This is a genomic window from Streptosporangium sp. CA-135522 (genome assembly GCF_050949235.1).
In the GTDB taxonomy this organism is placed as follows: Bacteria; Actinomycetota; Actinomycetes; order Streptosporangiales; family Streptosporangiaceae; genus Streptosporangium.
In genome coordinates, this window is the sequence record NZ_CP192026.1 from 1,027,718 (window position 1) to 1,049,243 (window position 21,526).

Consider the following 21,526-nt stretch of genomic DNA (forward strand, 5'->3'; position numbering starts at 1 on the left):
GCGGCATGAGCGATTCGGCGAACCAGGACCGGCTGCGATCCGGCGAACCAGGGCCGGCCGCCGGGTCGTCCCGCGACAGGTCGCTAGGCGAGGAGACGGCATGACTCAGCTTCCGCTGCGGGCGCAGCTCGCGAGTGCTCTCGGCCGCACGGCCGCGACCCTCTCCAGGGCGACCGGCCGTGGCGACGGATCGGTGATCGGCGGCCGGGTCGGCCTGGCGCTGGAGCCCGACCTGCTGCGCAAGCTCGCGCAGGACCGCAAGCTGGCGCTGGTGAGCGCGACCAACGGCAAGACCACCACGACCCGCCTGATCACCTCCGCGCTGCAGGACCTCGGCGACGTCGCCACCAACGCCTTCGGGGCCAACATGCCCGCCGGACACGTCTCGGCGCTGTCGTCGGCCAAGCACGCCCCCTACGGCGTCCTGGAGGTCGACGAGAAATACCTGCCCGAGGTGATCAACACCACCGGCGCCGGCGTGATCGTCCTGATGAACCTCAGCCGCGACCAGATGGACCGGGCCGGTGAGATCTGGCTGCTGGCACAGAAGTGGCGCCGGGCGCTCGCCGGCAAGAACACCCACGTGATCGCCAACGCCGACGACCCGCTGGTGACCTGGGGCGCCTCCACGGCGACCAGGGTCACCTGGGTGTCGGCCGGGCAGCCGTGGAAGGAAGACTCCTGGTGCTGCCCCGAGTGCGGCGGCCCGCTGGACCGCAAGGGCATGGAATACACCCCGCCCGGCGGTCACGTCTCGGGCATGGTCACCTCCCGCACCGCCGAGAACGACTGGGCGTGCCGCGAGTGCACCTTCCGGCGCCCGGAGCCGTCCTGGATCCTCGACGACGACGCGGTGATCGACCCGCGCGGGCAGCGCTGGGTGCTGGACATCCAGCTCCCCGGCCGGGCCAACCGGGCCAACGCGGTGATCGCGCTGGCCACCGCCGAGGTGTTCGGCCTGCCGATCCAGCGGGCGCTGCCGCGTCTGCGCGAGGTCACCTCCGTCGCCGGCCGCTACACCACCGTGCAGCGTGACGGGCGGCACGCCCGGCTGCTGCTCGCCAAGAACCCGGCAGGCTGGCTGGAGGCGTTCGACGTGCTCGACCGCTCGCTGCCGGTGATCCTGTCGGTGAACGCCCAGGGGCCCGACGGCCGCGACACCTCCTGGCTGTGGGACGTCGACTACCGCGTCCTGCGCGGCAGGCCGGTCTACGTCGCCGGGGAACGGCGGCTCGACCTCGCGCTCCGGCTGGACGTGGCAGGGGTGCCCTTCCAGCTGGCCGACTCCTTCGAGCAGGCGCTCGCCGCGCAGCCACCGGGCAAGGTCGACGTGATCGCCAACTACACCGCCTTCCAGCAGATTCGATCGGAGTTCGGTCGTGCAGTCTGACAGCGTCCTGCGACTCGTCTGGATCTATCCGGACCTGTTGAGCACCTACGGAGACCAGGGCAACGTCCTGGTCCTGGAGCAGCGCGCCCAGCGTCGCGGCATTCCGGTCGAGACCGTTCACGTGCGCTCGGCCGACCCGGTGCCCGAGGGCGGTGACATCTACCTGATCGGCGGCGGCGAGGACCGCCCGCAGATCCTGGCCGCCGAGCGGCTGCGCCGGGACGGCGGCCTGCACCGGGCCGTCGCACGCGGCGCCTGCCTGCTGGCCGTCTGCGCGGGTTACCAGATCATGGGCACCACGTTCGGCGGCGAGGAGGGGCAGCCGGTCAACGGCATCGGGCTGATCGACATCTCCAGCGGCCGCGGCGCGGGCCGCGCGGTCGGCGAGCTGGCCGGCGAGGCGGACCCGGCGCTCGGCATCCCGACGCTGACCGGCTTCGAGAACCACATGGGCGTCACCCGGCTGGGTCCCGGCGTCCGGCCGCTGGCCCGCACGACGGTCGGCACCGGCAACGGCGACGGCACCGAGGGCTGCTACATCGGCAAGATCGTCGGCACCTATCTGCACGGCCCGGCACTCGCCCGCAACCCCGGCCTCGCCGACCTCCTGCTGGGCTGGGCGGTGGGCGCCCAGCTCCCGCCGATCGACGACACCTGGTTCGAGCGGCTGCGCCAGGAGCGGCTGGCGGCGGTGCTGCCCCACTGACCGGGCGGCTGCTGCGGCCACCCGATGGCCGCAGGGCCGCCGTGAGGCGAGCGGGGCCGTGCCCCGTCCCGCCGGGGAGCCGTGCCCGTCCTACCGGGGAGCGGACGCGGCCGTGCCCGGTCCCGCCGTGAGGCGAGCGGGGGACATGGCTATGTAGCCGGGACACGGCCGTGCCCGGTCCCGCCGTGAGGCGAGCAGGGGACATGGCCGTGTAGCCGGGACACGGCCGTGCGCCTCACGTTTCGCCGGCGGACGGGTGCACGGGCCTCTCGTCAGTAGACGAGTGCCTGGACCTCCTCGCCGAGGACCTCCTCGACGAAGGTCGAGGCACCCGCGATGCGCACGCCCTCGATCACGTCGTCGACCGTGATGTCGCGCCGGGCCGCGCACTGGGTGCACAGCGTCACCCGGCCCGCCGCGAGCACCGCGTCGAGCAGGTCGCCGAGCTGGGCGGCGTGCGGCAGCGTGAACTCCTTCGCCCGCCCGGGCAGAGCGAACCATGCTGACTCTCCGGTCAGCCACAGCGAGACGTGAACCCCGCTTGCCAACGCCGCCGCGGCCACCGTGAACGCCTGGTTGCAGCGCTCGGGTGCGTCCTCGCCGGCGGTCACCTTGATCACCAGTGATCGTGCCATGCCTGAAGCCTATGCGGGCCGGTGTCCCGGGCGCGAGCCGTGCCGGGGCGCCTCTAGGCTCGGATCCATGGACGTTCCCGAACTGCATCCCGACCTTGAGCCGATCGCCTTCCTCGTGGGCCGGTGGGAAGGTGCGGGAGTGGGTGGATACCCGACGATCGAAAGCTTCAACTTCGGCCAGGAAATCGTCTTCGGCCACAACGGCAAGCCCTTCCTGAGCTACACCAGCCGCACCTGGCTCCTCGACGAGGCGGGCGACAAGGTCCGCCCGCTGGGCACCGAGACCGGCTTCTGGCGTCAGCTGCCCGACCGCCAGCTGGAGGTGTGCCTGTCGCATCCGACCGGCATCGTGGAGATCTACGTCGGTGAGGTGGTCTTCAACAAGATCGAGCTCCGCACCGACGTGGTCGCGCGCACCGCCACCGCCAAGGAGTACACCGCAGGCCACCGCCTCTACGGTCTGGTCAACGGCAACCTGATGTGGGCCTACGACATGACGGCCGAAGGGCAGCCGCTCCAGTCGCACATCTCCGCAGAGCTCAAGAAGGTGGGCGACTACGTGCCCGAGGTGAACTAGCTACCATCTGGGGCATGAAATCCCCTTTCACTCCCGAAGTAGTCGATGCCATCAAGCGTCACATGAATGACGACCATGGTGATGACGCGCTGCTGATCTGCAAGGGCCTCGGCGGACAGCCCGAGGCCACCAGCGCGACGACGACGGGGGTGGACGCGGAGGCGATCGAGTTCGCGGCGGTGGTCGGCGGCCGCGACGTCACGGTCCGGGTCCCGTGGAGCACCACGCTGACCGAGCGCGCCCAGGTCCGCATGGAAGTGGTCCGCCTCTACCGGGACGCTTGCGCCGCGCTGGGCGTTCCCGCCCGTGGCGAGCACTGAGCGGCCTCGGCGGGAAGACGGGCCCGGCGGAAAGCGGGAGACGGGTCCGGTGGGAAAGCGGGCCCGGCGGAAAGCGGGAGACGTGCCCGGCGGGAAAGAAGGCGGGAGGCGGGCCCGGCGGGAAAGTGGGAGGCGGGCTCGGAGGGCTCGGAGAGAAGACGGGCCCGGAGGGGGCCGAACGGGAATGGGGCCGGGGAAACCCGGAAGCCCCGACCCGGAAAAGGGAAGAACCCCGGGCCTGCTCCCCCTGCCGTGCAGGGGGGCCAGATGGACCAAAGGCGGGGTGATGGCCCGCCCTCTGGCAGCCCGGGGTTCCGGTGATTGTCATGGATTCGCCGAACGTCGCCAGACGCCCGGACAGAGTCCGGAGTCGCGGCGTCCTAGCGGACAGCCACCTCGCTAGCCCAACTATGATCAACCATTGTTCGGACCACCTCCTTTCGGCGTGATCCGTACGTTATGCGACAGATTTCAGTCCTGCAAATGAATATTCGCAGGGTGAAATCCCGCAGGTAGGAGGGCTTTCCCGGAGAAAGGCCGCAGGTCCCGCGAGGTCGGCCTCCGCGGGAGAGCTCCATCGCGCCCGGATGCTCTTAGACTCTGGACATGACCGAGACGTCGTGGCATGAGCAACTGCGGGCGCGCGGTTATCGCGTCACTCCGCAACGCCAGCTGGTGCTTGAGGCGATCAAGGCCGCGGAACACGCCACTCCCGAGGAGATCTGCGCCCGGGTGCGCGAGACCGCCCGCGGGGTGAACATCTCGACCGTCTACCGAACCCTCGAACTGCTCGAAGAGCTCGGCATGGTCACCCACACCCATCTCGGCCACGGCGCCCCCACCTACCACCTGGCCGCAGACTCCGACCACGTGCATCTGGTCTGCCACGAGTGCGGGAAGATCAACGAGGTCCGCCCGGAGCTGGTGCGGGACTTCGCCGCCAAGCTCGACGAGGAGTTCGGCTTCGCCGTCGACGTGCACCATCTGACGGTCTTCGGCCGCTGCCGTGAGTGCCGCTGAGGCCTCGTAGGCTTGGGGCCATGCGAAGCCCTCTGCTGGACACTCCCGGCGCGGTCGCGGCCGAGACGCCCGACTCCGACGTGGCCGGGCACTACGGCGACCCCTTCGCCGAACAGCGCGCGTTCCTCGCCGGCGAGGCGATGGTCGACCGGAGCAACCACGAGGTCGTCCGGATCTCCGGCCCCGACAGGTTGAGCTGGCTCAACAGCCTGAGCTCACAGAAGCTCGACGACCTGAAACCCGGTCAGGCCACCCAGACGCTGCTCCTGGACGCCCAGGGCCGGGTGGAACACCATCTCACGCTCGTCGACGACGGCGAGGCCGTGTGGGCTCACGTGGAGCCGGGCACGTCCGCCGAGCTCGTCGCGTTCCTCGACAAGATGCGGTTCATGCTCCGGGTCGAGGTCGCCGACGTGACGGACGACTACGCGGTGGTCTCCGTGGCCGACGCCGCGAACCTCACCCCGCCCGCCGGGGCCGTGCTCGTCGGAGACGACGTGCTGCTCCCGCGCGACCTGCTCGCCGATCGGCTCGGCGGCCTGAAGCTCGCCGGGCTCTGGGCCTATGAGGCCCTGCGGATCGAGGACCACCGCCCCCGGCTGGGCTTCGAGACCGACCACAAGACGATCCCGCACGAGGTGGGCTGGATCGGTCCGGCTCTCCACCTGAGCAAGGGCTGCTACAAGGGGCAGGAGACCGTGGCCCGGGTGCACAATCTCGGCCACCCCCCGCGCCGCCTGGTCTTCCTGCACCTGGACGGCAGCGTGGACACCCTGCCGAAGCACGGAGCCCCGGTGGTCCACGACGAGACGGAGGTCGGCTTCGTCGGCAGTTCCGCCCGGCACCACGAGCTCGGCCCGATCGCGCTCGCCGTGGTCAAGCGGACCGTGCCGGTGGACGCCACCCTGCAGGCCGAGGGCGTGGCGGCGACCCAGGAGGTCATCGTGCCGCCGGACGCCGGGCGCAACGTCACCATCGATCCCGCGCTGCGCCGCCGCATCCGCTGAGGTCACCATTCAACCTGCGCCGCTTGACCTGCGCCGCTTGACCTGCGCCGCTTGACCTGCGCTGCGCGCAGCGTCCGCTGAGGTCACCGTCGTCTCCGCGTTGCGGCGCATCCGCCGAGGTCGCCGCCCCTCGCCGCCGTGCCGGACCGCGTACGGCGGCGTGGGGCGGGGCGGCGCGGGCCGGACCGGCTCAGATCTCCAGGATCAGCGTGATCGGGCCGTCGTTGGTCAGGCCGACCTTCATGTCGGCGCCGAACACCCCCGTCTCCACGTGGGCTCCCAGCCCGCGCAGCTCGGCGCAGACGGCTTCCACCAGCGGTTCGGCGACCGGTCCGGGCGCCGCGGCCTGCCAGGTGGGGCGGCGGCCCTTGCGCGCGTCGCCGTACAGGGTGAACTGGCTGACCACGAGCAGCGGCGCGCCGACGTCGGAGCAGGACTTCTCGCCCGACAGGATTCGCAGGCCCCAGAGCTTGGCGGCGAGTTTGGCGGCCTCCGCCGGGGTGTCGGTGTGGGTCACCCCGACCAGCACCAGCAGCCCGGGCTCGTCGATCGCCCCGACCGTCTCGCCGTCCACCGTCACCGAAGCGGAACTCACCCGCTGAACAACCGCACGCATGCCCCCCATCATCTCGTGATTCCCGGGCTCCCTAGAATCCTGGCGAAAGGAGACAAAGGTGTCTGCTGAGTCGTTGGTTGTCGAGGTCGTCCGCTCGGGGTTCGTGGAGTCCACCCACCGGGCACGGATGCTGGCCGTGGGGGCCGACGGTTCCCCGGTGAAGGTGCACGGCGCGGTGGACGCCCTGGTCTCCCCCCGTTCGTCGATGAAGCCGCTGCAGGCGCTCGGCATGGCGCGTGCCGGGCTCGCCCTGGAGGGGGAGCTGCTGGCACTGTCGTGCGCCAGCCACGCGGGGGAGCCGTTCCACGTCGAGGGGGCCCGGAAGATCCTTTCCGCCGCGGGGCTGGACGAGGAGGCGCTGCGCTGCCCCGAAGACCTGCCCGAGGACGTCGCCTCGCGCGATGAGGTGCTGCGCTCGGGCGGCGCACGGGCCAGGATCTACATGAACTGCTCGGGCAAGCACTCGGCGATGCTCGCCACCTGCGTGGTCAACGACTGGCCGCTGGAGACCTACCTCGATCCGGCGCATCCGTTGCAGAAGGTCATCCGAGACACGGTCGAGGATCTGACCGGTGAGCGCGTCGCCGCCACGGGCGTGGACGGCTGCGGTGCCCCGCTGTTCTTCGTGTCGATGGTGGGCGTGACCCGGGCGTTCCGCTCCTTCGTCCTGGCCGGGCCTGGCACCCCGGAGCGCCGCGTCGCCGACGCCTTCCGCGCCCACCCCGAGTGGACGTCCGGTACGAAGCGGCCCGAGGCCCGGCTGATGCGCGCGATTCCGGGACTGATGGTCAAGGCGGGCGCCGAGGCGTTCGACGCCTTCGCCTTCGCCGACGGCCGCGCCGGAACCGTCAAGATCGAGGACGGCGGCCAGCGGGCTCGCGTCCCGGTCACCGTCGCCGCCCTGCGCGCCCTCGGGTTCGAGGACGCCGGGCTCGACGAGCTCGCGACCGGCGCGCTGCTCGGCGGCGGCCGCCCGGTCGGCGAGATCCGCCTGAGGCGGCGGACCACCTGACCGCTCGGCGGCCGGTCGGTGAGATCTGTCCGCGACGGACCATCTCACTGACCGTCTGACCGTCCGGCGGCCGGTCGGTGAGATGGTCCGTCTGCGGCGGGAGACCTGACTGTCCGGCGGCCGGTCGGCCGCCGCATGAGAGCGGTCAGCGGGCTCCGGCGGCCCGGAGGAGGCCGGCGACCTCGTTCTGGCTCTTGGCGACGGCATGCCCGAGCGGGGTGACGCCGTCGCGGTCGGCGAGGTTCACGTCGGCGCCGGCCGCCACGAGCAGGCGGACGATCTCCTGGTACGGGGCGCCGCCGTCGCCGAGGATGACCGCCTCCAGCAGGCCCGTCCAGCCGAGGTCGTTGACGTGGTCGACCTCGATGCCGGTCTTCAGGACCTCGCGGACGTAGTCCACGTGCCCGCGCTCGCAGGCCGGGATGAGGGAGACGCCGCCGTAGCGGTTGCGCGCCGTCAGGTCGGGGCCGGCGGGCAGAAGGGCCCTGAGCATCGCCACGCTGCCGGTGACGCCGGTGACCAGCCAGGGAGTGTCACGCCTGAAGTCCGGCGCGTCCGGGTTCGCGCCGGCCGCGACCAGCGCTTCGGCCACCTCCACGTGGTCGGCCGCCGAGGCGAGCAGCAGGGCCGTACGGCGTTGCCCGTCGCGGGCCTCGACGTCCGCCCCGGCCCGGAGCGCGTCCCGGACCGCGACGGCGTCCCCGCGCGCGGCGCCGGCCAGCAGTCGTTCGTTGAGCATGCTCGATCCTTTCATCCCGCGGTCCGTGGCCGGCCGCCAGGCGGGGTCAGTTCAGCCGAGCTGCCCGGCGACCGCCTTGAGACCGGCCTGGGCGATGGCCTCGTCGATGTCGCCGCCGGGCGCGCCGCCGACGCCGACGCCCGCGATGGGGGCGCCGCCGGAGGTGACGGGGACGCCGCCGCCGAGGAAGAGGGTGCCCGGGATGTCGGCGATGGTCGGGCCGTCACCGGATACGCCCTTGGCCAGCTCGCTGGTCGCCTTGCCGAAGGAGACCGCGGTGAAGGCCTTGCGCCTGGCCGACTCCTCGGTCTGCGGGCCCGCGCCGTCTCCCTTCAGCACCAGCCGGGTGGCGCCGGAGCGGTCGACGATCACGACGGTGACGCGCTGCCCCTGCTTGGCGGCCTCCTTCCGCACGGCATCGGCGATCTTCAGCGCGGCGTCGGCGGACAGCGCGCCGGTCTGCACGACGGCCGGCGGAGTGCTCACGGCCGTGGTTCGGGCGGGGGCGGCCTGGGCGGCGGCGATGCCGGTGGCACCGGTCAAGATGGCCAGCCCCGTGAGGGAGCCGGCGATCGCGCGGGTGCGGGTGGACAGAGCGGCCATGTGTTTCTCCAGTTCGGCACGGTCGGATCGGGTACGTCCAAGACTGCCCGCGGCATCGTCGCGGGCCATCGGGAGCACGGCCGACTCCCGGACACCGGGTGGTCGAGGCGGAGGTCAACCGATCGGTTGATGCGCCGCCCCCGCGGCGGCGTCATCCTCGGCGGGGGATAACGTCGGAGACGACCGGACGGGGGCGGTGATGAGGGAGCGCGTCTGGCTCGACTGGGCCATGCATCTGGGGTTCTACCTGCTGCTCGCGGCCTCCGCCTCGCGGCTGGTCTCCAGGCACGGCATGGACGCGCAGACCGTCGCCTCGCTGGCCGTCTGCGGCCTGCTCGCCCTGGTGTACGCCGCCGGCGTCGTCTTGTGGGGCGATCCCGGCCGGGCGCATCTCGTCTGGCTGGGGACGGTGGTCGCGGTCTGGCTGGTGCTGGTGGTCCTCGCGCCGTCGTTCAGCTGGTGCGCGGTCCCGCTGCTGTTCCTGTGCCTGCGGTCGCTGAGCTCACGCAGCTTCGTGCTGGCCACCGCGGCGCTCACGCTCGTCGTGATCGCCGCCCAACTCAAGATCGCCCGAGAGGTCGATCCCAGCCTGATCCTCGCGCCGGTCGGTGTCGCCACCATGACCGCGGTGATCTTCTGGGAGCTCCAGCGTGAGAGCGCAGCCCGGCAGCGACTCATCGACGATCTGATCAGCACGCGGGACACGCTGGCGGAGTCGCGGCACCGCACCGGCGTCCTGGAGGAGCGCGAACGGCTGGCCAGGGAGATCCACGACACCCTCGCCCAAGGCCTGACCAGCATGGGCATCCTGCTCCAGGCCGCCGACCGGATGTGGGCGTCCGATCCGGATCTGGCCCACGCCCATGTACGGCGCGCCGCCCTGGCCACGGCGGAGAACCTGGACGAGGCCCGGCGGTTCGTCCGGGACCTGAGGCCGCCCGATCTGGAGGGCGTCGCGCTGCCCGAAGCCCTGTCCCGGCTGTGCGAGCGGGCCGGCCACGACACCGGGCTGGAGGTGCGCTTCCGGCACGAGGGCGAGCGGCGCCCGCTGGCGCCGGACGTCCAGGCGGCACTGCTGCGGGTGGCCCAGGGAGCGCTGGCCAACGTCCGCGACCATTCGGGTGCGGCAAAGGCCATGGTGACGCTGTCCTACCTGGACGACGAGGTCACGCTGGACGTGTTCGACGACGGAGCCGGATTCGCCGAGCCCGCTCCGGCACCCGGCCGGGGATACGGGCTGCGCGCGATGCGCGACCGGCTGGCGGAGGTGAACGGCTCCCTGGTCGTCGAGAGCGCTCCGGGTGAGGGGACGGCCGTCGCGGCCACGGTCCCCGCGGGGCCGCCCCCGGCGAAGCCGTATCTCCCGGGGAGGGCGCGAACAGGAGGCGGGGACGCCGCGACAGGCGGGACGGAAGAGCGATGAGGCTGTTTCTGGTGGACGATCACCCGGTGGTCCGGGCCGGGCTGGTGGCGCTGCTCGGCGGCGAGCCGGATATGGAGATCGTCGGCGAGGCGGTGGGCGGGGAAGAGGCGGTGCGGGGCATCGCGTCGCGCGAGCCGGACGTGGTGCTCATGGACCTGCAACTCGGTGACGGCATCGACGGGGTGGAGGCCACTCGGCGGGTCCGTGCGCTGCCCGCGCCACCGCAGGTCCTGGTGCTGACGACCTACGAGACCGACGCCGACATCGTGCGGGCCATCGACGCCGGAGCGACCGGTTACCTGCTCAAGGCCTGCCCGCCGGAGGAGCTGTTCCAGGGCATCCGGGCCGCGGCCAAGGGCGAGACCGTACTGTCGCCGAGGGTGGCGACCCGGATGATGAGGCGGATGCGCGATCCCGGCCCCGCGCTGAGCGCGCGCGAGGTCGAGATCCTGGAGCTGCTCGCCAGCGGCGCCGGCAACCGCGAGATCGCCCGACGGCTCTTCATCACCGAGGCGACGGTCAAAACGCACCTGGTGCACGTCTACGGCAAGCTGGGCGTCGACACGCGCACCGCCGCCGTCACCGCCGCCGTCGAGCGAGGCCTCATCCGGCTCACTTGAGCGGGATGGCGGGGCCGAGGGTCCACGGAAAGTCCGGAATCTGTAAAGATGACCCGCACTGTTCGCTCGTTCCTCCCGGAGGTCCGGTGACCGTCACCGACCCGCACGACACGACTTCGGTCCCCCCAGGCATGTCCCACGAGCGTGTGGGCATGTTCGCCGACGCCGTCTTCGCCATCGCCATGACCCTGCTCGTCATCGAGATCCCCAGACCCGAGGGGGGCGAGGGCGGCGGCGAGGACCGGATGGCGATGGCCGCGGAGCTGTGGAGATTCCTCGGGCACAACTCCGGGTCCTTCCTGGCGTTCATCATCGCCTTCCTGATGCTGTGGGCCACCTGGCGACAGCATCACACGCTCCTCGACCAGATCGGCCGGGTGACCCACGGGATGGTGTTCCTGCACATCCCGCTGCTGGTCCTCGTGGTCCTGCTGCCGTATCCGACGGCGCTCATCGGGGAGTCCTCGGAGAACCCGCTGTCGATCTGCCTGTTCGCCGGGACGGAGGCCGCCCTGCTGCTGTGCCAGGCCGCGCTGCTGTTCGTCGTGGTCCGCAGCGGCGTGCTGAACGCCGGCGTGGACGTCACGAGGATCAGGGTCCAGGCGGTCACCCTTACCGCGATCGGCCTGTTCTGGGCGCTCACCGCGGGCCTGACCTGGAAGTTCGACGGGATGGCCCTCGCCTGGATGCTGACCCCGGTGGTCGCCGTCGTGACCGTCAGGATCACGCGGCGGATTATTTCCGCGTAGGCGCGTCCCCGGAGCCTCGCAGCGGATCTCCGGAACGGGGTGAGGCCCGCCGACGGGATTCCTCCCGCGGCGGGCCTCACCTCTTCACAGTAGGCTCTGGAGAGGCCTTCGCAGAAGCTTCGGAGAGACCTTCACAGGGAGCTCTAGAGGGGGTCCAGCCCACATAAGCCCGAAACCCGCAGTCGCAGTAAATGCGGGTATCTGATGATGCGTGCGAGCGGTGTTCGAGCAGGTTGCATACCGCCGTTCCGCAGTAAACGGCACATTTACCGAGGAACGGGCAACGTCACGATTTGGGTGAAGGTGAGCCCAGGATCCAGCCCTGATCAGGCGCAATGCTATTCAAGATCATCTCGATGTGGGTTTTGGGCTTATGTGGGCTGGACCCCTCCGTACGGGCACGCATGACCTACACGGGGTGCCGTAGAGAACGGGGTGCCGTAGAGAAACGCGTCACCAGCCCCAAATGGGCGAGGAGGCACAGGTCGGCGGCTTGCATCTGAGTCATGGCAGCCCCTGTGTAAACACGCCGGATCATCGGGGTTTGCGGCTGATCGCAGCTCGCGGGTAGGTCAGGCCGAGGTGCGCGGCTGGCGGGTTGTTGAGGTGGTCACCCCACGGGACGCGCCAGCTGCAAGATCGCCATTCTCAAACACCCACATAGGGCGGCAGACGCCCCCAGCGCCACGGCGGCCCTCGGCGGTCGACATAGTGATCACTGTGTGTTATTAGTCAACTACATACCATCTCTTACTGGGGAGCCATGCAACCTGCTTCACCATCGGCCGACCAGCCCGCGGGAAGGAGGGTCAGGGCAGCGGGGTGGCTGCCTCGACCCGGTTGAGGTGCACGATCACGTCGAAGGCCGCTCCCAGGGCCAGCGGCCGGTTGAACTGCTCGGGCACGTACGTGGCCGGGATGGTGAAGGTCGGACGGGCGGTGTCCAGCCACGCTCGGGTGGACGGAGTACGGCCGGCGCGGCGCAGGTCCACGTAGTAGTCGCGGTAGCGTACCCGGTCCAGGACGGCCTCGCTGCTGTCCGGGACAGGGGCGCCGGTGTCGAAGACTGCGACCTGGCCGGTCTTGGGGTCGATTGCGCGGAAGCGGCCGCTGTGGATGGTGGTGCCGATCGCCACATAGGAGGTGCCGGCCAGGGAGCGCAGGACGGCCCCCTGGGTGACCGGGTAATGGTCGGGCCAGGCCGAGACGTAGCCGATATGCCCGTTGTGCGCGGCCGCCACGGTCTTGCTGCCGGTGTGGCGCTGCCACCACACGGTGTTGGCGGCCATGGCCTGGTCACGGTGACGGTGCAGGGCCGACCCGTCCAGGGCGTACATGGTGGTCATCTGGACGATGACGCGGCCCTCCTGCAGGACCCGCGGGCTCACCTTGCCGCTGTCGTCCAGCAGGCGGTAGGCGGCCTGAGCGTCGCCGGCCAGGGCGGCGCGCTGCTCGGCCGGCAGTGCGGCCAGGGCGTTCATCCGTTCCTCCACACCGGCCGGCAGGGCGAGCAGGCCCGCGTAACGGCGACGCAGTTCGGGCTCCAGCGACGGCTCGTGCTTCTCGGCCCAGCCGAGAATGCGCCGGTACTGCTCGGGGTGGACGTCGCCGATGTCGAATCCCATCACGCGCAGCTTGCGTGAGGCGGTGCGGTTGTAGTCGCGCATCCACTCATACAGGTCCATCCACTCCTGGGTCTTCCACGAGCCGTAGGACTGCTGGAACTCCTCGGCCATGATCGTGCGCAGGTCGCCCTTGCCGGTGCGCACGTACGCGTCCAGGCGGACGCCGGCCGACCAGGTCGCCTCCAGCGCCAGCGTGGTGAAGCCCTGGGTCTGCACCAGATGCCGGAACATCCGGTGCCGCAGCGTGAACAGCTCCTTCGAGCCGTGCGTGACCTCGCCGATCCCCACGATGGTGGCGCCCTTGGTCATCGCCGACAACGCCCGCAGGTCGCGGGACGGGCCGCCCGGGACGGTGCTGCGCAGTTCCTGGGCGTGGCGCTCCAGGTTCGCCACCACCCGCTCTTGGCCGGCGGCGACGGCCGCCGTGGCAACGCCGGCGGGGGCGGGAGCAGGGGTGGCGAATGCCGGAGCACTCACGCTCGCGAGACAGGCCGCCAGCGCCAGGGTGACCGGCACGGTACGACGCAGAGTGTTGCTCGCCAAGACAGATCCTTACGTTGGGTGTCGAATGAAGCAATCACCAACGTAGGGATGGGCGCAGGCGGTTTCGATCCCGCCCGCTGGCCGGTCGATGGTGGTGCTGGCTACCGCACGCCGCCCGCGGCCCAGCTCACAAGGCCGTTTCCCCGAGGCTGTTCCCCAGAGGCCGGGTATCAGAGGCCGGCTTCAGGCGCCGAGGTAGCGCAGCACGGCGGCGACTCTGCGGTCCACGCGGTCGCTGGGAGCCAGGCCGAGCTTGGCGAAGATGTTGCGGATGTGCTTGTGCACCGCTCCCTCGGTGATCACCATCTTGTCGGCGATGGCCAGGTTGCCCAGTCCTTCGGCCATCAGCGCGAGCACCTCGCGTTCGCGCGGGGTGAACTCCTCCAGGGGATCGCGGCGGCGGGTGAACAGCTGGGCCACCACGTCCGGGTCGATGGCGGTGCCGCCGCCGGCGACCCGGTTCAGCGCCTCAAGGAACTGCTCTACCTTGCCGACCCGCTCCTTGAGCAGATAGCCGACCCCGTGCGTGCCGTCGGCCAGCAGGTCGGTCGCGAACGCCTGCTCGACATGCGCCGACAGCACCAGCACCCCCAGGCCCGGCTGCAGGCGCTTGGCCGCCACGGCCGCCCGGATGCCCTCGTCGGTGTGGGTGGGCGGCATGCGCACATCCACCACCGCCACATCGGGCCGGTGCTCTTCGACCGCGGCCAGAAACCCCTCGGGGTCGCTCGCGGCCGCGGCCACCTCGATGCCCTCCCCGCTCAGCAGCAGCACCAGGCCCTCGCGCAGCAGCGCGTCATCCTCAGCGATCACGACTCGCACGGCAGTTCCACCTCGATCACAGTCGGCCCCCCATCGGGGCTGGTCAGGGTCATCGTTCCGTCATGGGCCTCGACGCGGCGGCGGACCCCGGCCAGCCCGGTGCCCGCGCCATCGCGGGCGCCGCCCTTGCCATCGTCACGCACCTGGACGCGCAGTAACGGGCCTACACGTTCGACGACGACCTCCACGTGCTGGGCGCCGCTGTGCTTGCCCACGTTGGTCAGCGCCTCGGCCACGGTGAAGTAGGCGGCGCTCTCCACCGACAACGGCACCACGGCGAGCTCACCCACCCGCACCCGACAGGGCACCGAGCATCCGGCGGCCAGCGCGTCCAGCGCGCCGGCCAGCCCCTTGTCCTCCAGGATCGGCGGCAAGATCGCGCGCACCACGCCGCGCAGCTCCGCCAGCGCCTGCTCGGCCGCGCTCCTGGCACGTTCCAGTGCGTGCGCGGCCCGAGCGGGATCGCGCTGCAGAGCACGCTCGGCCGCGGCCACCGTGACCACGACCGCGTTCAGCCGGTTCTGCGCGCCGTCGTGCAGGGCCCGCTCGATCCGGCGCAGCTCGACGGCATGCGCGCGCAGCGCCCCCGCGCGGGTCACGGTTAGCTGCGCGATGCGCTGCGACAAGTCGATCGAGGCGTGCGGCACCAGCAGTTTCCTGGCGGGCAGCGCCTGCAGGCGCGCCAGCACAGGGAAAAGACGGACCAGGGCGACCAAGACGGCCAGGCCGATCACCGAGGTGGCGATCGCGCCCGGCCAGGTGGTGACCGGGAAGCCGAAGTTGGTGAGCTGATCCTCGCGCGGCAGCAACTGCCAGTAGAGCGGGTAAGTGAGTTCCCGCAGCACCGCCACCGGCATGAGCACCCCGAGCAGGCCGCAGGCCGGGCCCACCACGGCGTAGACGGCCAGCCAGCCCAGGTCGCGCAAGGTCGCCGGGTCGGCACGGGCCGCCCGCATCCTGGCCGCCCAGCCTCGGGGCAGCTGCTCGGCAGGCAGCCGGTACGGGCTGACGATCTCGACACCCGCGCCGGCCAGGCGCCTGCGTTCCCACTCGGCCGCGCCCCTGGTCATCCCGATCATCGCCGGCGCCAGCGCCAGCCCGACCCCGACCAGGCTCAACGCGGCCACCACCAGCCAGCACAGCGCGACGACGACGGCCATGAACGCGGTGCCCAGCCCTCCGGCCAGCCGTTCCAGACCTTCAAGGATTCCCCGCATCACTAGGGTCATAGTAGGTGAAAGGGGACACGGCTTGCTCCAGCCCGCTATACCACGGCCAGCTAGCGTGCGGGATTTTCGCAGATCGGGCTCGTTTCTAGGATTCTGGCCATGACCGACCCCTACCGCATCCCCAGCCCTGACTCCGACCCTGCCACCCCCCGGCCCACCACCTCCCGGCCCGCTGCGAGCAAGCCCGCGCTGAGCAAAGGCGCTCTCGCGCTGCGCGCCCTGCTCTGGCTCGTCCTGATGGCCAGCGCGGTCGTCAACATGATCGCGAACGGCATCGGCGCCTGGCCGCTCGGCCTGGTCGCGGGCGGCGTCGCCGTCGCGTGCATCGCCGTCCTCATCGTGCACCATGTGAGCAGGCGCAAGACATGAACCACATCGTCCCCCTCACCGGCGTCACCAAGAAGGAAGCCCCATTGCTCGGATAGCTGTCACCGAAGGGAAGGGGCATTCCCGCAGGGCTATGTCTGCTTGTGGACCCTGGACGCCCCCATCCCCCCAACCACGCCAAACGTGACGAAGGTAGCCAAGATGGGCACGGGCCGCTACTGCGTCCAGGTCCATCCCGACATCGACGCCGTCCGATCCGCGCCGATCGCGACCCTGTACTTCGGCACCGACTGGGGCAGCGAGATCTACGCCGCCGCCCCGCACCGTGTGCAAGGACCACCCCAACTCGGTCTACGTCGTGACCGGCAAGATTCGGCCTGTACGCCACCGACGTGCTGCGCCTGCGTCCCGACGACTTCGACCCCGACCTACCCCAGATCGACTTCACCGACATGGCGCAGGCTGCCTAGAAGGTGTAGGCGTTCGTGGCCGGTCACGGGGTGCTGGCGGCTTGGGGAGTGGCGACGTCGGCGGGCCTGTTCGACGGCTTCGAGGTAGGTCTGCGCCCCTCACGCCTGACGCGGTGAGCTCCACCTGGAGGACGGCCTGCACCGGGCCTTGCGCTCGGCTCTGCACCAGCACTCGGTCCTGCACGCCGGAGTCCTCGAACAACCGGAGCAATAGCGCGTCACCTGGTCAGACGTTCGGCCTGAGTACGCCCCACCTCGCTGGTGCGGCGCAGGTAGTCGACGATCACCGCCAGATCGCGGTCGGTGAAGCTCTCCAGCGTCTGGCGGAACGCCGCGGCCGGCTCGGCCCAGGCTTTACCGATCCGAGTGTTCGCGTCGGGGGTCAGCGCGACCAGCGTGCGCCTGCGGTCCTTCTCGTCGGCCTGCCGGACCACCAGGCCGGCTTTCTCCAGGCGGTCGACCAGCCGGGTGGCCGAGCCGTGTGTCAGGCCGGTGAGCGTGGCGATCGCGCCGGTGGTCACCGGGCTGGGTTCCAGGTCGAGCAGGGCGATGCACTGCAGGTCGGTGGGGTGTATGCCCAGGCTGTCAGCCATCGTCTGGTTGAACAGCGCATACGCCGCGTAGTGTCGCTGGCTCTCGGTGACGAGTTGGTCGAGCAGATCCGCCCGGGTTGACATCGCACCCCTCCATATCCCACATTATGTGCGTGGCGCAAAGATTGTGTCACGCACTCTTCTGTCGTATCAACGTTAGGACATCCTTGCCATGACCATCCTTGTCACCGGAGGCCGGGGCGCCGTCGCCGGGAACCTCGTGCCGCTCCTGCGCCAGCGGGGACTGCCGGTCCGCGTCGGCTCCAGCGCGCCCGAAGGCGCCGACACCGTCCGATGCGACCTCACCGACCCCAACACCTTCCCCGCCGCCCTGGACGGCATCGCCTCGGTCTTCCTGTACGCCGAGCCCTCCCACATCGACGCCTTCGTCACCGAAGCCGTCAGCGCGGGTGTGCGGCACATCGTGCTCTTGTCCTCGGCCGCGGTGTTCTTCGACAGAGCCGACGACAGCCCGCTGGCCAAGTCTCACCTGGACGTGGAGCGGGCACTGATCGGCTCGCCGATCCAGGCCACGCTGCTGCGCCCGGGTACGTTCGCCGGCAACGCGCTGGCCTGGGCCTGGACCGTCAAGTCCGGCGAGCCGATCAGCCTGCCCTTCCCCGGCGCGCACTGCGACCCGATCCACGAGGCCGACATGGCCGGGTGCGCCGCCGCGGTACTCGCCGACCCGACACTGGGCGGCCGGCCGTACACGCTCACGGGACCGCAGTCGCTGACCTTCGCCGAGCAGATCGACGTCCTGGGGCGGGCGATCGGGCGGGAGATCGGTATCAAGCCGGTCTCCCGCCAGGAGTGGAAGGCGGCAATGGCCGACCACGTCCGCGGCGACTTCGCCGACGCCCTGCTCGACTGGTGGCAGTCATGCGACGGCGTACCGGCCACGCTCACCGCCACCGTCGAGGAACTGACCGGCCGCCCCGCCCGGACGTTTGACGCCTGGGCCCGCGAGCATGCCGGCAAGTTCACGCACTGACGGCCGTACAGCGCAGCAGCGGCAGCAGCGGCAGCAGCCTGGGCAGGATAAGCAGTGCGATCCGACTGGTCGCCACGGCGACCACGGCGCCGACGAGGATGTCCCAGCCCATCGCTCAGCGCCCGCTGTCGCCGGGCGCGAGCAGGCTGGTGAGCTCGGCGATTGGTCCACGCCGGGATCACCGGCGCCTCATGGCCGCGCTCGCGGCACCACCCCAGCCAGGACGGCACCGACGCGCGGCGGGCATTCCAGTGTTGACCGCAGCGGTGCCCCACAGCACTTCCAGAGCCTCGCCGACCTCATCGTCGGAGACGGAGGCCAGCGGCCGATCCTCACCGAGCCGCATCGCGGTCTTACCCACCCCGATCCCGTAGGTGCGGATCGTGTTCGCGTTGCCGAGCGAGTCGAGGAAGACGTCGGCTGCGGTCCGACGGTGAGCACTTTCCCGACCGGCAGGTGCACGACAGTGGGCACCGCTCCCCCCTTGCCGCAGATAACAGGGCCGCTTCGCGTCGCGGACGGCTATGTCACCGCAGGTGACGAATCCTGCTGCCACGGATAATAGGACATTATCCGTGGCAGCACCCGACCTCGACCAGCGCCAAAGCCGGCCGCTTCCAACCTGTCACCAAGATCATCCCAATGTGGGTTTTGGGCTTATGCGGGCTGACCCCCTAGAGAGAGCGGAACTGGCGGGTGGAGGAGATCGCCCCCGAAGTCGTCATGGTGAACGTCCGCATCGAGTCGGCGAACTTGGACAGGTCCCACTCGGCCGGACCGTGGTACCAGTACAGGTTGTCGGCCTGCTGGCCGTTGCCGGTGACCGAGGAGACCACCCGGGCCCAGCGCTCGACGCTGTCGAAGATCACGGCGTAGGGCAGGTAGCGGGAGAACAGCTCCACCCGCTGGGCCGGGGGGATGTCGCCGCCGATGTCGCCGGAGGACAGATACTCCCGGAAGCCCAGGGTGTGGGCGAGGGCTCCGGCGCCCTTGGAGGTCTTGGCCGGCATGTACTGGCCGCCGACGGCCATGGCGGCACCGGCGATGATCAGGGCCAGGCCGAGCAGGCCGTACGTGGTGAACCAGGCCAGCGCGACGGTGGCGATGATCCCGGCGACGACGAGCAGCACGCCGAAGGTCGTCCAGCGGGTGCGGACCGTGTCGGGGCGCCGTGCGAACCAGCCCTGCGTGACCACGTCGCGGTAGAGCGCGTCGCGGACCTTGCCGAGGTTGGCCGCGAACGAGCCCTGGAGATGGGAGAGCAGGACCGCGTCGCGGCCGTCGAAGATGGCCTCGTAGAGCGCCTGCTCGTACGACAGCAGCGAGGCGGTCGGGGCGCCGGGCAGCCGCACCAGCATCCAGTCGGGCGAGTCGTAGGCCTGGCGGGGCTGCTCGTCGATCCGGATGTACCCCCGGACGGCCAGGTCCACGATGGTGGCCGTCACATCGACCACGTCGGCCTGTTCGTCCATGAGCGTGCCGATCTGGCCCGGGCGCACCCCGTCCGGCGGGGCGAAATGGCCGTTCTCCACCGCGTTGAGCGAGCCCGACTCGTGGCCGACCACGCGGGCGTCGCGCCCCCGCGTCCAGTAGAGCAGGCCGAGGCCGCCGAGCATCAGGACCAGCAGGCCGGCCAGGGCGCCGCCGGTGACGGTGTTCAGGGTGAAGGCGTTGGACAGCTCGAAGCGGCGCTCCAGGATCGGGCCGCCCTTGGTGGCCCCCGCCGGATAGCCGATGACCACGGTGAGCACCTCGCCGGCGCCGAGATCCTGCTGCTCGAACTCAGCGGTGGTCCCGGTGTGGTCCGGCGACGCGGTGGTGCAGCCGATCGCGGAGGTCAGCACGCCCGCGAAGCAGGACAGGTTCTGCAGCTGGGCCGGGCCTGTCACGGTGACCTTGGCCTCGGTGACCGGGACCGACCAGGCGCCCACGGCGTACCAGCGCAGCTCCTGGACGTCGGCCAGGGGGGTCACCGCGCCCTTGACGTCGTACTCCAGCGTCGCGGTGCCCGAGCCCCCCGTCAGGGTGATCGAGTCGCCGCTCAGCCTGCCGTCGCCCTTGAGGTTGGCGATCTGGTAGAGGCGGTCGCTGCCGTCGTCGTAGCGAGTGCGGTCGACGAGCTTGCGCGTCGGCGTTCCGCCTTCGAAGGCGACGGTCTCCTTGACGTGAAGCACGCCGTCCTGTCGCAGTTCGAGCGTGACCGTGTCCTTGGTCACCTTGCCCGCCTGGGTGGACGTCGTGCCCGCCGTACCGGCTGCGAAGGCCGGGGAAGCGCTCAGTGCCAGTACGAGGGTGGCAACCGCGGCCACGCTTCCGGCCGCTCGATGCAATGCAGATCCCGCCATGGCTCGGGAGCCTACCGAGAACCGCCGACCCCTGAATGCCACCCCCCATCCCTATTTTTCGGTCAATAGACAGACATGGGGATATATCCGCTAGATTGCCGCCCGGAGATCCACTCACTGGAGAAGGCGGTCGCATGCGCCCACGCGGATCGAGTCCTCTGGCCTTTGGTGTCTTCGGTGTTCTCGCCCTGACCTTCACCGCGGTCGTGGTGATCGCCGGCCTGGCCGGTGGCGACGAAGCCGAGGTTCCGGCCACCCCGGGAACCGGTCCTGTGGCGACCCAAAACGGCCGGCCGCCGGCGTCCGAGGAGGCGGAGGTCAGGCCGCCGACTTTCAGGCCGCCGCCCAAGCTGAATCTCGGCTCACTGGGCGAGTCGGAGATCACACTGGCCGCCCGGCAGAGCATGAGCGTCGACCTGCGTCGCATGCTCCGCTCCGACACCACCGCCCGGCTCAAGCGCAACCCGCTGTACGGCACCGGCACGATGCGCCCGACCGCCTGCCGGGCTCCCTGGCCCTCGACCCGGCCCGGCGACATGCTCAACTACCTCAACGCCGTCACCGGATGCCTGGACCGCGCGTGGGCCGGGAAGTTCTCCCAGGCCGGGGCGGTCTTCACGGCGCCGCGCCGAGTCTACTGGTCCCGCCCGGGCCGCGGCCCCTGCGGCACCTACCCCACCTCGGGCGCCGCCGCCTACTACTGCCCCAGCAACCAGGGCATGTACATCGGGCTGACCCACCTCATCCAGGAGAGCAACCGGATCGACCCGGCCCGCAACCACGTCCCCTACCTGTCCGTGCTCTCCCACGAGTACGGGCACCACGTGCAGACCATGGCGGGGATCGGCGGAGCCTGGTGGTGGGAGGTCGCCGACAAGTCCAAGGCCGCCCAGGACGCCCACTCCCGGCGCAACGAGCTCCAGGCGCAGTGCCTGTCCGGGATCTTCGTCCGTACCGTCCGGACCTCGCTCGGCGTCAGCGGCCCTCTCTGGAGCGAGGAACTGCGGATGTCGTACGACCGCGGCGACGACCAGAACGGCCTGGGCCGGCGCGACCACGGCAACGGCGACCACTTCGCCGGATGGCTCTACCAGGGCTGGAAGTACGCGAGGATCGGTTACTGCAACACCTGGATCGTCCCCGCCTCACAGGTCAGCTGAC

At 70.7% G+C, this 21,526-nt stretch carries 23 protein-coding genes and 1 pseudogene; 14 read left to right on the forward strand and 10 right to left on the reverse strand.

The genetic code is table 11. The annotated features are described in order from the left end of the window. The first annotated feature begins 100 nt into the window (after positions 1–100). A complete protein-coding gene (locus ACQPYK_RS05095; RefSeq protein ID WP_433250968.1) occupies positions 101–1,390 on the forward strand; it encodes a MurT ligase domain-containing protein in 1,290 nt (429 codons plus the stop codon). Beyond that, positions 1,380–2,096 carry a type 1 glutamine amidotransferase gene (locus tag ACQPYK_RS05100; protein WP_433250971.1) on the forward strand — a complete coding sequence of 239 codons (717 nt, stop codon included), beginning with the start codon at positions 1,380–1,382 and terminating at the stop codon, positions 2,094–2,096. The genes ACQPYK_RS05095 and ACQPYK_RS05100 overlap by 11 nt, the downstream gene beginning before the upstream one ends. Positions 2,097–2,368: 272 nt before the next feature. Here ACQPYK_RS05100 and ACQPYK_RS05105 read toward each other — a convergent pair whose 3' ends face one another. Then, positions 2,369–2,731 carry a DsrE family protein gene (locus ACQPYK_RS05105; protein WP_433250974.1) on the reverse strand — a complete coding sequence of 121 codons (363 nt, stop codon included), beginning with the start codon at positions 2,729–2,731 and terminating at the stop codon, positions 2,369–2,371. Between the two features lie 67 nt (positions 2,732–2,798). On the opposite strand from ACQPYK_RS05105, the gene ACQPYK_RS05110 reads away from it, so the two are divergent. From ACQPYK_RS05110 to ACQPYK_RS05125, 4 genes are all read left to right on the forward strand, one after another. Next, the gene (locus ACQPYK_RS05110) at positions 2,799–3,308 is read left to right on the forward strand and encodes an FABP family protein (RefSeq protein ID WP_433250977.1); all 510 of its coding nucleotides are present in this window, start codon (positions 2,799–2,801) and stop codon (positions 3,306–3,308) included. Positions 3,309–3,322: 14 nt separating this feature from the next. Next, the gene (locus ACQPYK_RS05115) at positions 3,323–3,628 is read left to right on the forward strand and encodes a DUF2470 domain-containing protein (RefSeq protein WP_433250980.1); all 306 of its coding nucleotides are present in this window, start codon (positions 3,323–3,325) and stop codon (positions 3,626–3,628) included. A gap of 606 nt (positions 3,629–4,234) precedes the next feature. Continuing rightward, positions 4,235–4,648 (forward strand): Fur family transcriptional regulator, encoded by a 414-nt coding sequence (locus ACQPYK_RS05120; RefSeq protein ID WP_433250983.1) that lies wholly within the window; start codon positions 4,235–4,237, stop codon positions 4,646–4,648. 20 nt (positions 4,649–4,668) lie between these two features. Continuing rightward, positions 4,669–5,655 carry a YgfZ/GcvT domain-containing protein gene (locus ACQPYK_RS05125; RefSeq protein WP_433250986.1) on the forward strand — a complete coding sequence of 329 codons (987 nt, stop codon included), beginning with the start codon at positions 4,669–4,671 and terminating at the stop codon, positions 5,653–5,655. Between the two features lie 190 nt (positions 5,656–5,845). On the opposite strand, the gene dtd is transcribed toward ACQPYK_RS05125, so the two are convergent. Next, on the reverse strand, positions 5,846–6,271 hold the full coding sequence (gene dtd / locus ACQPYK_RS05130) for a D-aminoacyl-tRNA deacylase (protein ID WP_433250989.1): 426 nt from the start codon (positions 6,269–6,271) through the stop codon (positions 5,846–5,848). Positions 6,272–6,329: 58 nt separating this feature from the next. On the opposite strand from dtd, the gene ACQPYK_RS05135 reads away from it, so the two are divergent. Further along, a complete protein-coding gene (locus tag ACQPYK_RS05135; RefSeq protein ID WP_433250992.1) occupies positions 6,330–7,283 on the forward strand; it encodes an asparaginase in 954 nt (317 codons plus the stop codon). A 145-nt stretch (positions 7,284–7,428) separates the two neighbouring features. On the opposite strand, the gene ACQPYK_RS05140 is transcribed toward ACQPYK_RS05135, so the two are convergent. Then, positions 7,429–8,022, reverse strand: coding sequence for an ankyrin repeat domain-containing protein (locus tag ACQPYK_RS05140; RefSeq protein WP_433250995.1), 594 nt, complete (start codon positions 8,020–8,022; stop codon positions 7,429–7,431). A gap of 51 nt (positions 8,023–8,073) precedes the next feature. After that, positions 8,074–8,625: a GlcG/HbpS family heme-binding protein gene (locus ACQPYK_RS05145; protein ID WP_433250998.1), complete on the reverse strand. Its 552-nt coding sequence runs from the start codon at positions 8,623–8,625 to the stop codon at positions 8,074–8,076. 199 nt (positions 8,626–8,824) lie between these two features. On the opposite strand from ACQPYK_RS05145, the gene ACQPYK_RS05150 reads away from it, so the two are divergent. The 3 genes from ACQPYK_RS05150 to ACQPYK_RS05160 all read left to right on the forward strand — a co-directional run bounded on the left by ACQPYK_RS05150 (position 8,825) and on the right by ACQPYK_RS05160 (position 11,417). Continuing rightward, positions 8,825–10,048 carry a sensor histidine kinase gene (locus tag ACQPYK_RS05150; RefSeq protein ID WP_433251001.1) on the forward strand — a complete coding sequence of 408 codons (1,224 nt, stop codon included), beginning with the start codon at positions 8,825–8,827 and terminating at the stop codon, positions 10,046–10,048. Then, positions 10,045–10,668 (forward strand): response regulator, encoded by a 624-nt coding sequence (locus ACQPYK_RS05155; RefSeq protein ID WP_433251004.1) that lies wholly within the window; start codon positions 10,045–10,047, stop codon positions 10,666–10,668. Before ACQPYK_RS05150 ends, ACQPYK_RS05155 begins: the two co-directional genes overlap by 4 nt. 86 nt (positions 10,669–10,754) lie before the next feature. After that, on the forward strand, positions 10,755–11,417 hold the full coding sequence (locus ACQPYK_RS05160; protein ID WP_433251007.1) for a TMEM175 family protein: 663 nt from the start codon (positions 10,755–10,757) through the stop codon (positions 11,415–11,417). An 809-nt stretch (positions 11,418–12,226) separates the two neighbouring features. Here the strand turns inward: ACQPYK_RS05160 and ACQPYK_RS05165 are convergent. From ACQPYK_RS05165 to ACQPYK_RS05175, 3 genes are all read right to left on the reverse strand, one after another. Then, positions 12,227–13,585 carry an erythromycin esterase family protein gene (locus ACQPYK_RS05165; protein ID WP_433251010.1) on the reverse strand — a complete coding sequence of 453 codons (1,359 nt, stop codon included), beginning with the start codon at positions 13,583–13,585 and terminating at the stop codon, positions 12,227–12,229. Positions 13,586–13,768: 183 nt separating this feature from the next. Beyond that, positions 13,769–14,407, reverse strand: coding sequence for a response regulator transcription factor (locus ACQPYK_RS05170; protein WP_433251013.1), 639 nt, complete (start codon positions 14,405–14,407; stop codon positions 13,769–13,771). After that, entirely contained in the window at positions 14,395–15,624 is a 1,230-nt protein-coding gene (locus ACQPYK_RS05175) for a sensor histidine kinase (protein ID WP_433251016.1), read from the reverse strand. Before ACQPYK_RS05175 ends, ACQPYK_RS05170 begins: the two co-directional genes overlap by 13 nt. A 111-nt stretch (positions 15,625–15,735) precedes the next feature. Between ACQPYK_RS05175 and ACQPYK_RS05180 the strand changes: the two genes are divergently transcribed. Together ACQPYK_RS05180 and ACQPYK_RS05185 are read left to right on the forward strand one after the other, a co-directional pair. Then, positions 15,736–16,005 carry a hypothetical protein gene (locus ACQPYK_RS05180; RefSeq protein ID WP_433251019.1) on the forward strand — a complete coding sequence of 90 codons (270 nt, stop codon included), beginning with the start codon at positions 15,736–15,738 and terminating at the stop codon, positions 16,003–16,005. A 549-nt stretch (positions 16,006–16,554) separates the two neighbouring features. Further along, positions 16,555–16,647, forward strand: a pseudogene (locus ACQPYK_RS05185) (type II toxin-antitoxin system VapB family antitoxin); the annotation flags it as partial. 4 nt (positions 16,648–16,651) lie between these two features. Here ACQPYK_RS05185 and ACQPYK_RS05190 read toward each other — a convergent pair. Then, positions 16,652–17,110, reverse strand: coding sequence for a MarR family winged helix-turn-helix transcriptional regulator (locus ACQPYK_RS05190; protein ID WP_433251022.1), 459 nt, complete (start codon positions 17,108–17,110; stop codon positions 16,652–16,654). An 88-nt stretch (positions 17,111–17,198) separates the two neighbouring features. Here ACQPYK_RS05190 and ACQPYK_RS05195 point away from each other — a divergent pair, with 88 nt between their 5' ends. After that, positions 17,199–18,020: an SDR family oxidoreductase gene (locus tag ACQPYK_RS05195; RefSeq protein ID WP_433251025.1), complete on the forward strand. Its 822-nt coding sequence runs from the start codon at positions 17,199–17,201 to the stop codon at positions 18,018–18,020. Here ACQPYK_RS05195 and ACQPYK_RS05200 read toward each other — a convergent pair. Beyond that, the gene (locus ACQPYK_RS05200) at positions 18,010–18,132 is read right to left on the reverse strand and encodes a hypothetical protein (RefSeq protein WP_433251028.1); all 123 of its coding nucleotides are present in this window, start codon (positions 18,130–18,132) and stop codon (positions 18,010–18,012) included. The two genes, ACQPYK_RS05195 and ACQPYK_RS05200, sit on opposite strands and share 11 nt — an antisense overlap. Before the next feature lie 562 nt (positions 18,133–18,694). Then, positions 18,695–20,365 (reverse strand): DUF2207 domain-containing protein, encoded by a 1,671-nt coding sequence (locus ACQPYK_RS05205; protein WP_433251031.1) that lies wholly within the window; start codon positions 20,363–20,365, stop codon positions 18,695–18,697. Positions 20,366–20,499: 134 nt separating this feature from the next. On the opposite strand from ACQPYK_RS05205, the gene ACQPYK_RS05210 reads away from it, so the two are divergent. Next, positions 20,500–21,525, forward strand: coding sequence for a neutral zinc metallopeptidase (locus tag ACQPYK_RS05210; protein WP_433251034.1), 1,026 nt, complete (start codon positions 20,500–20,502; stop codon positions 21,523–21,525). The last annotated feature ends 1 nt before the right edge of the window (position 21,526 follow it).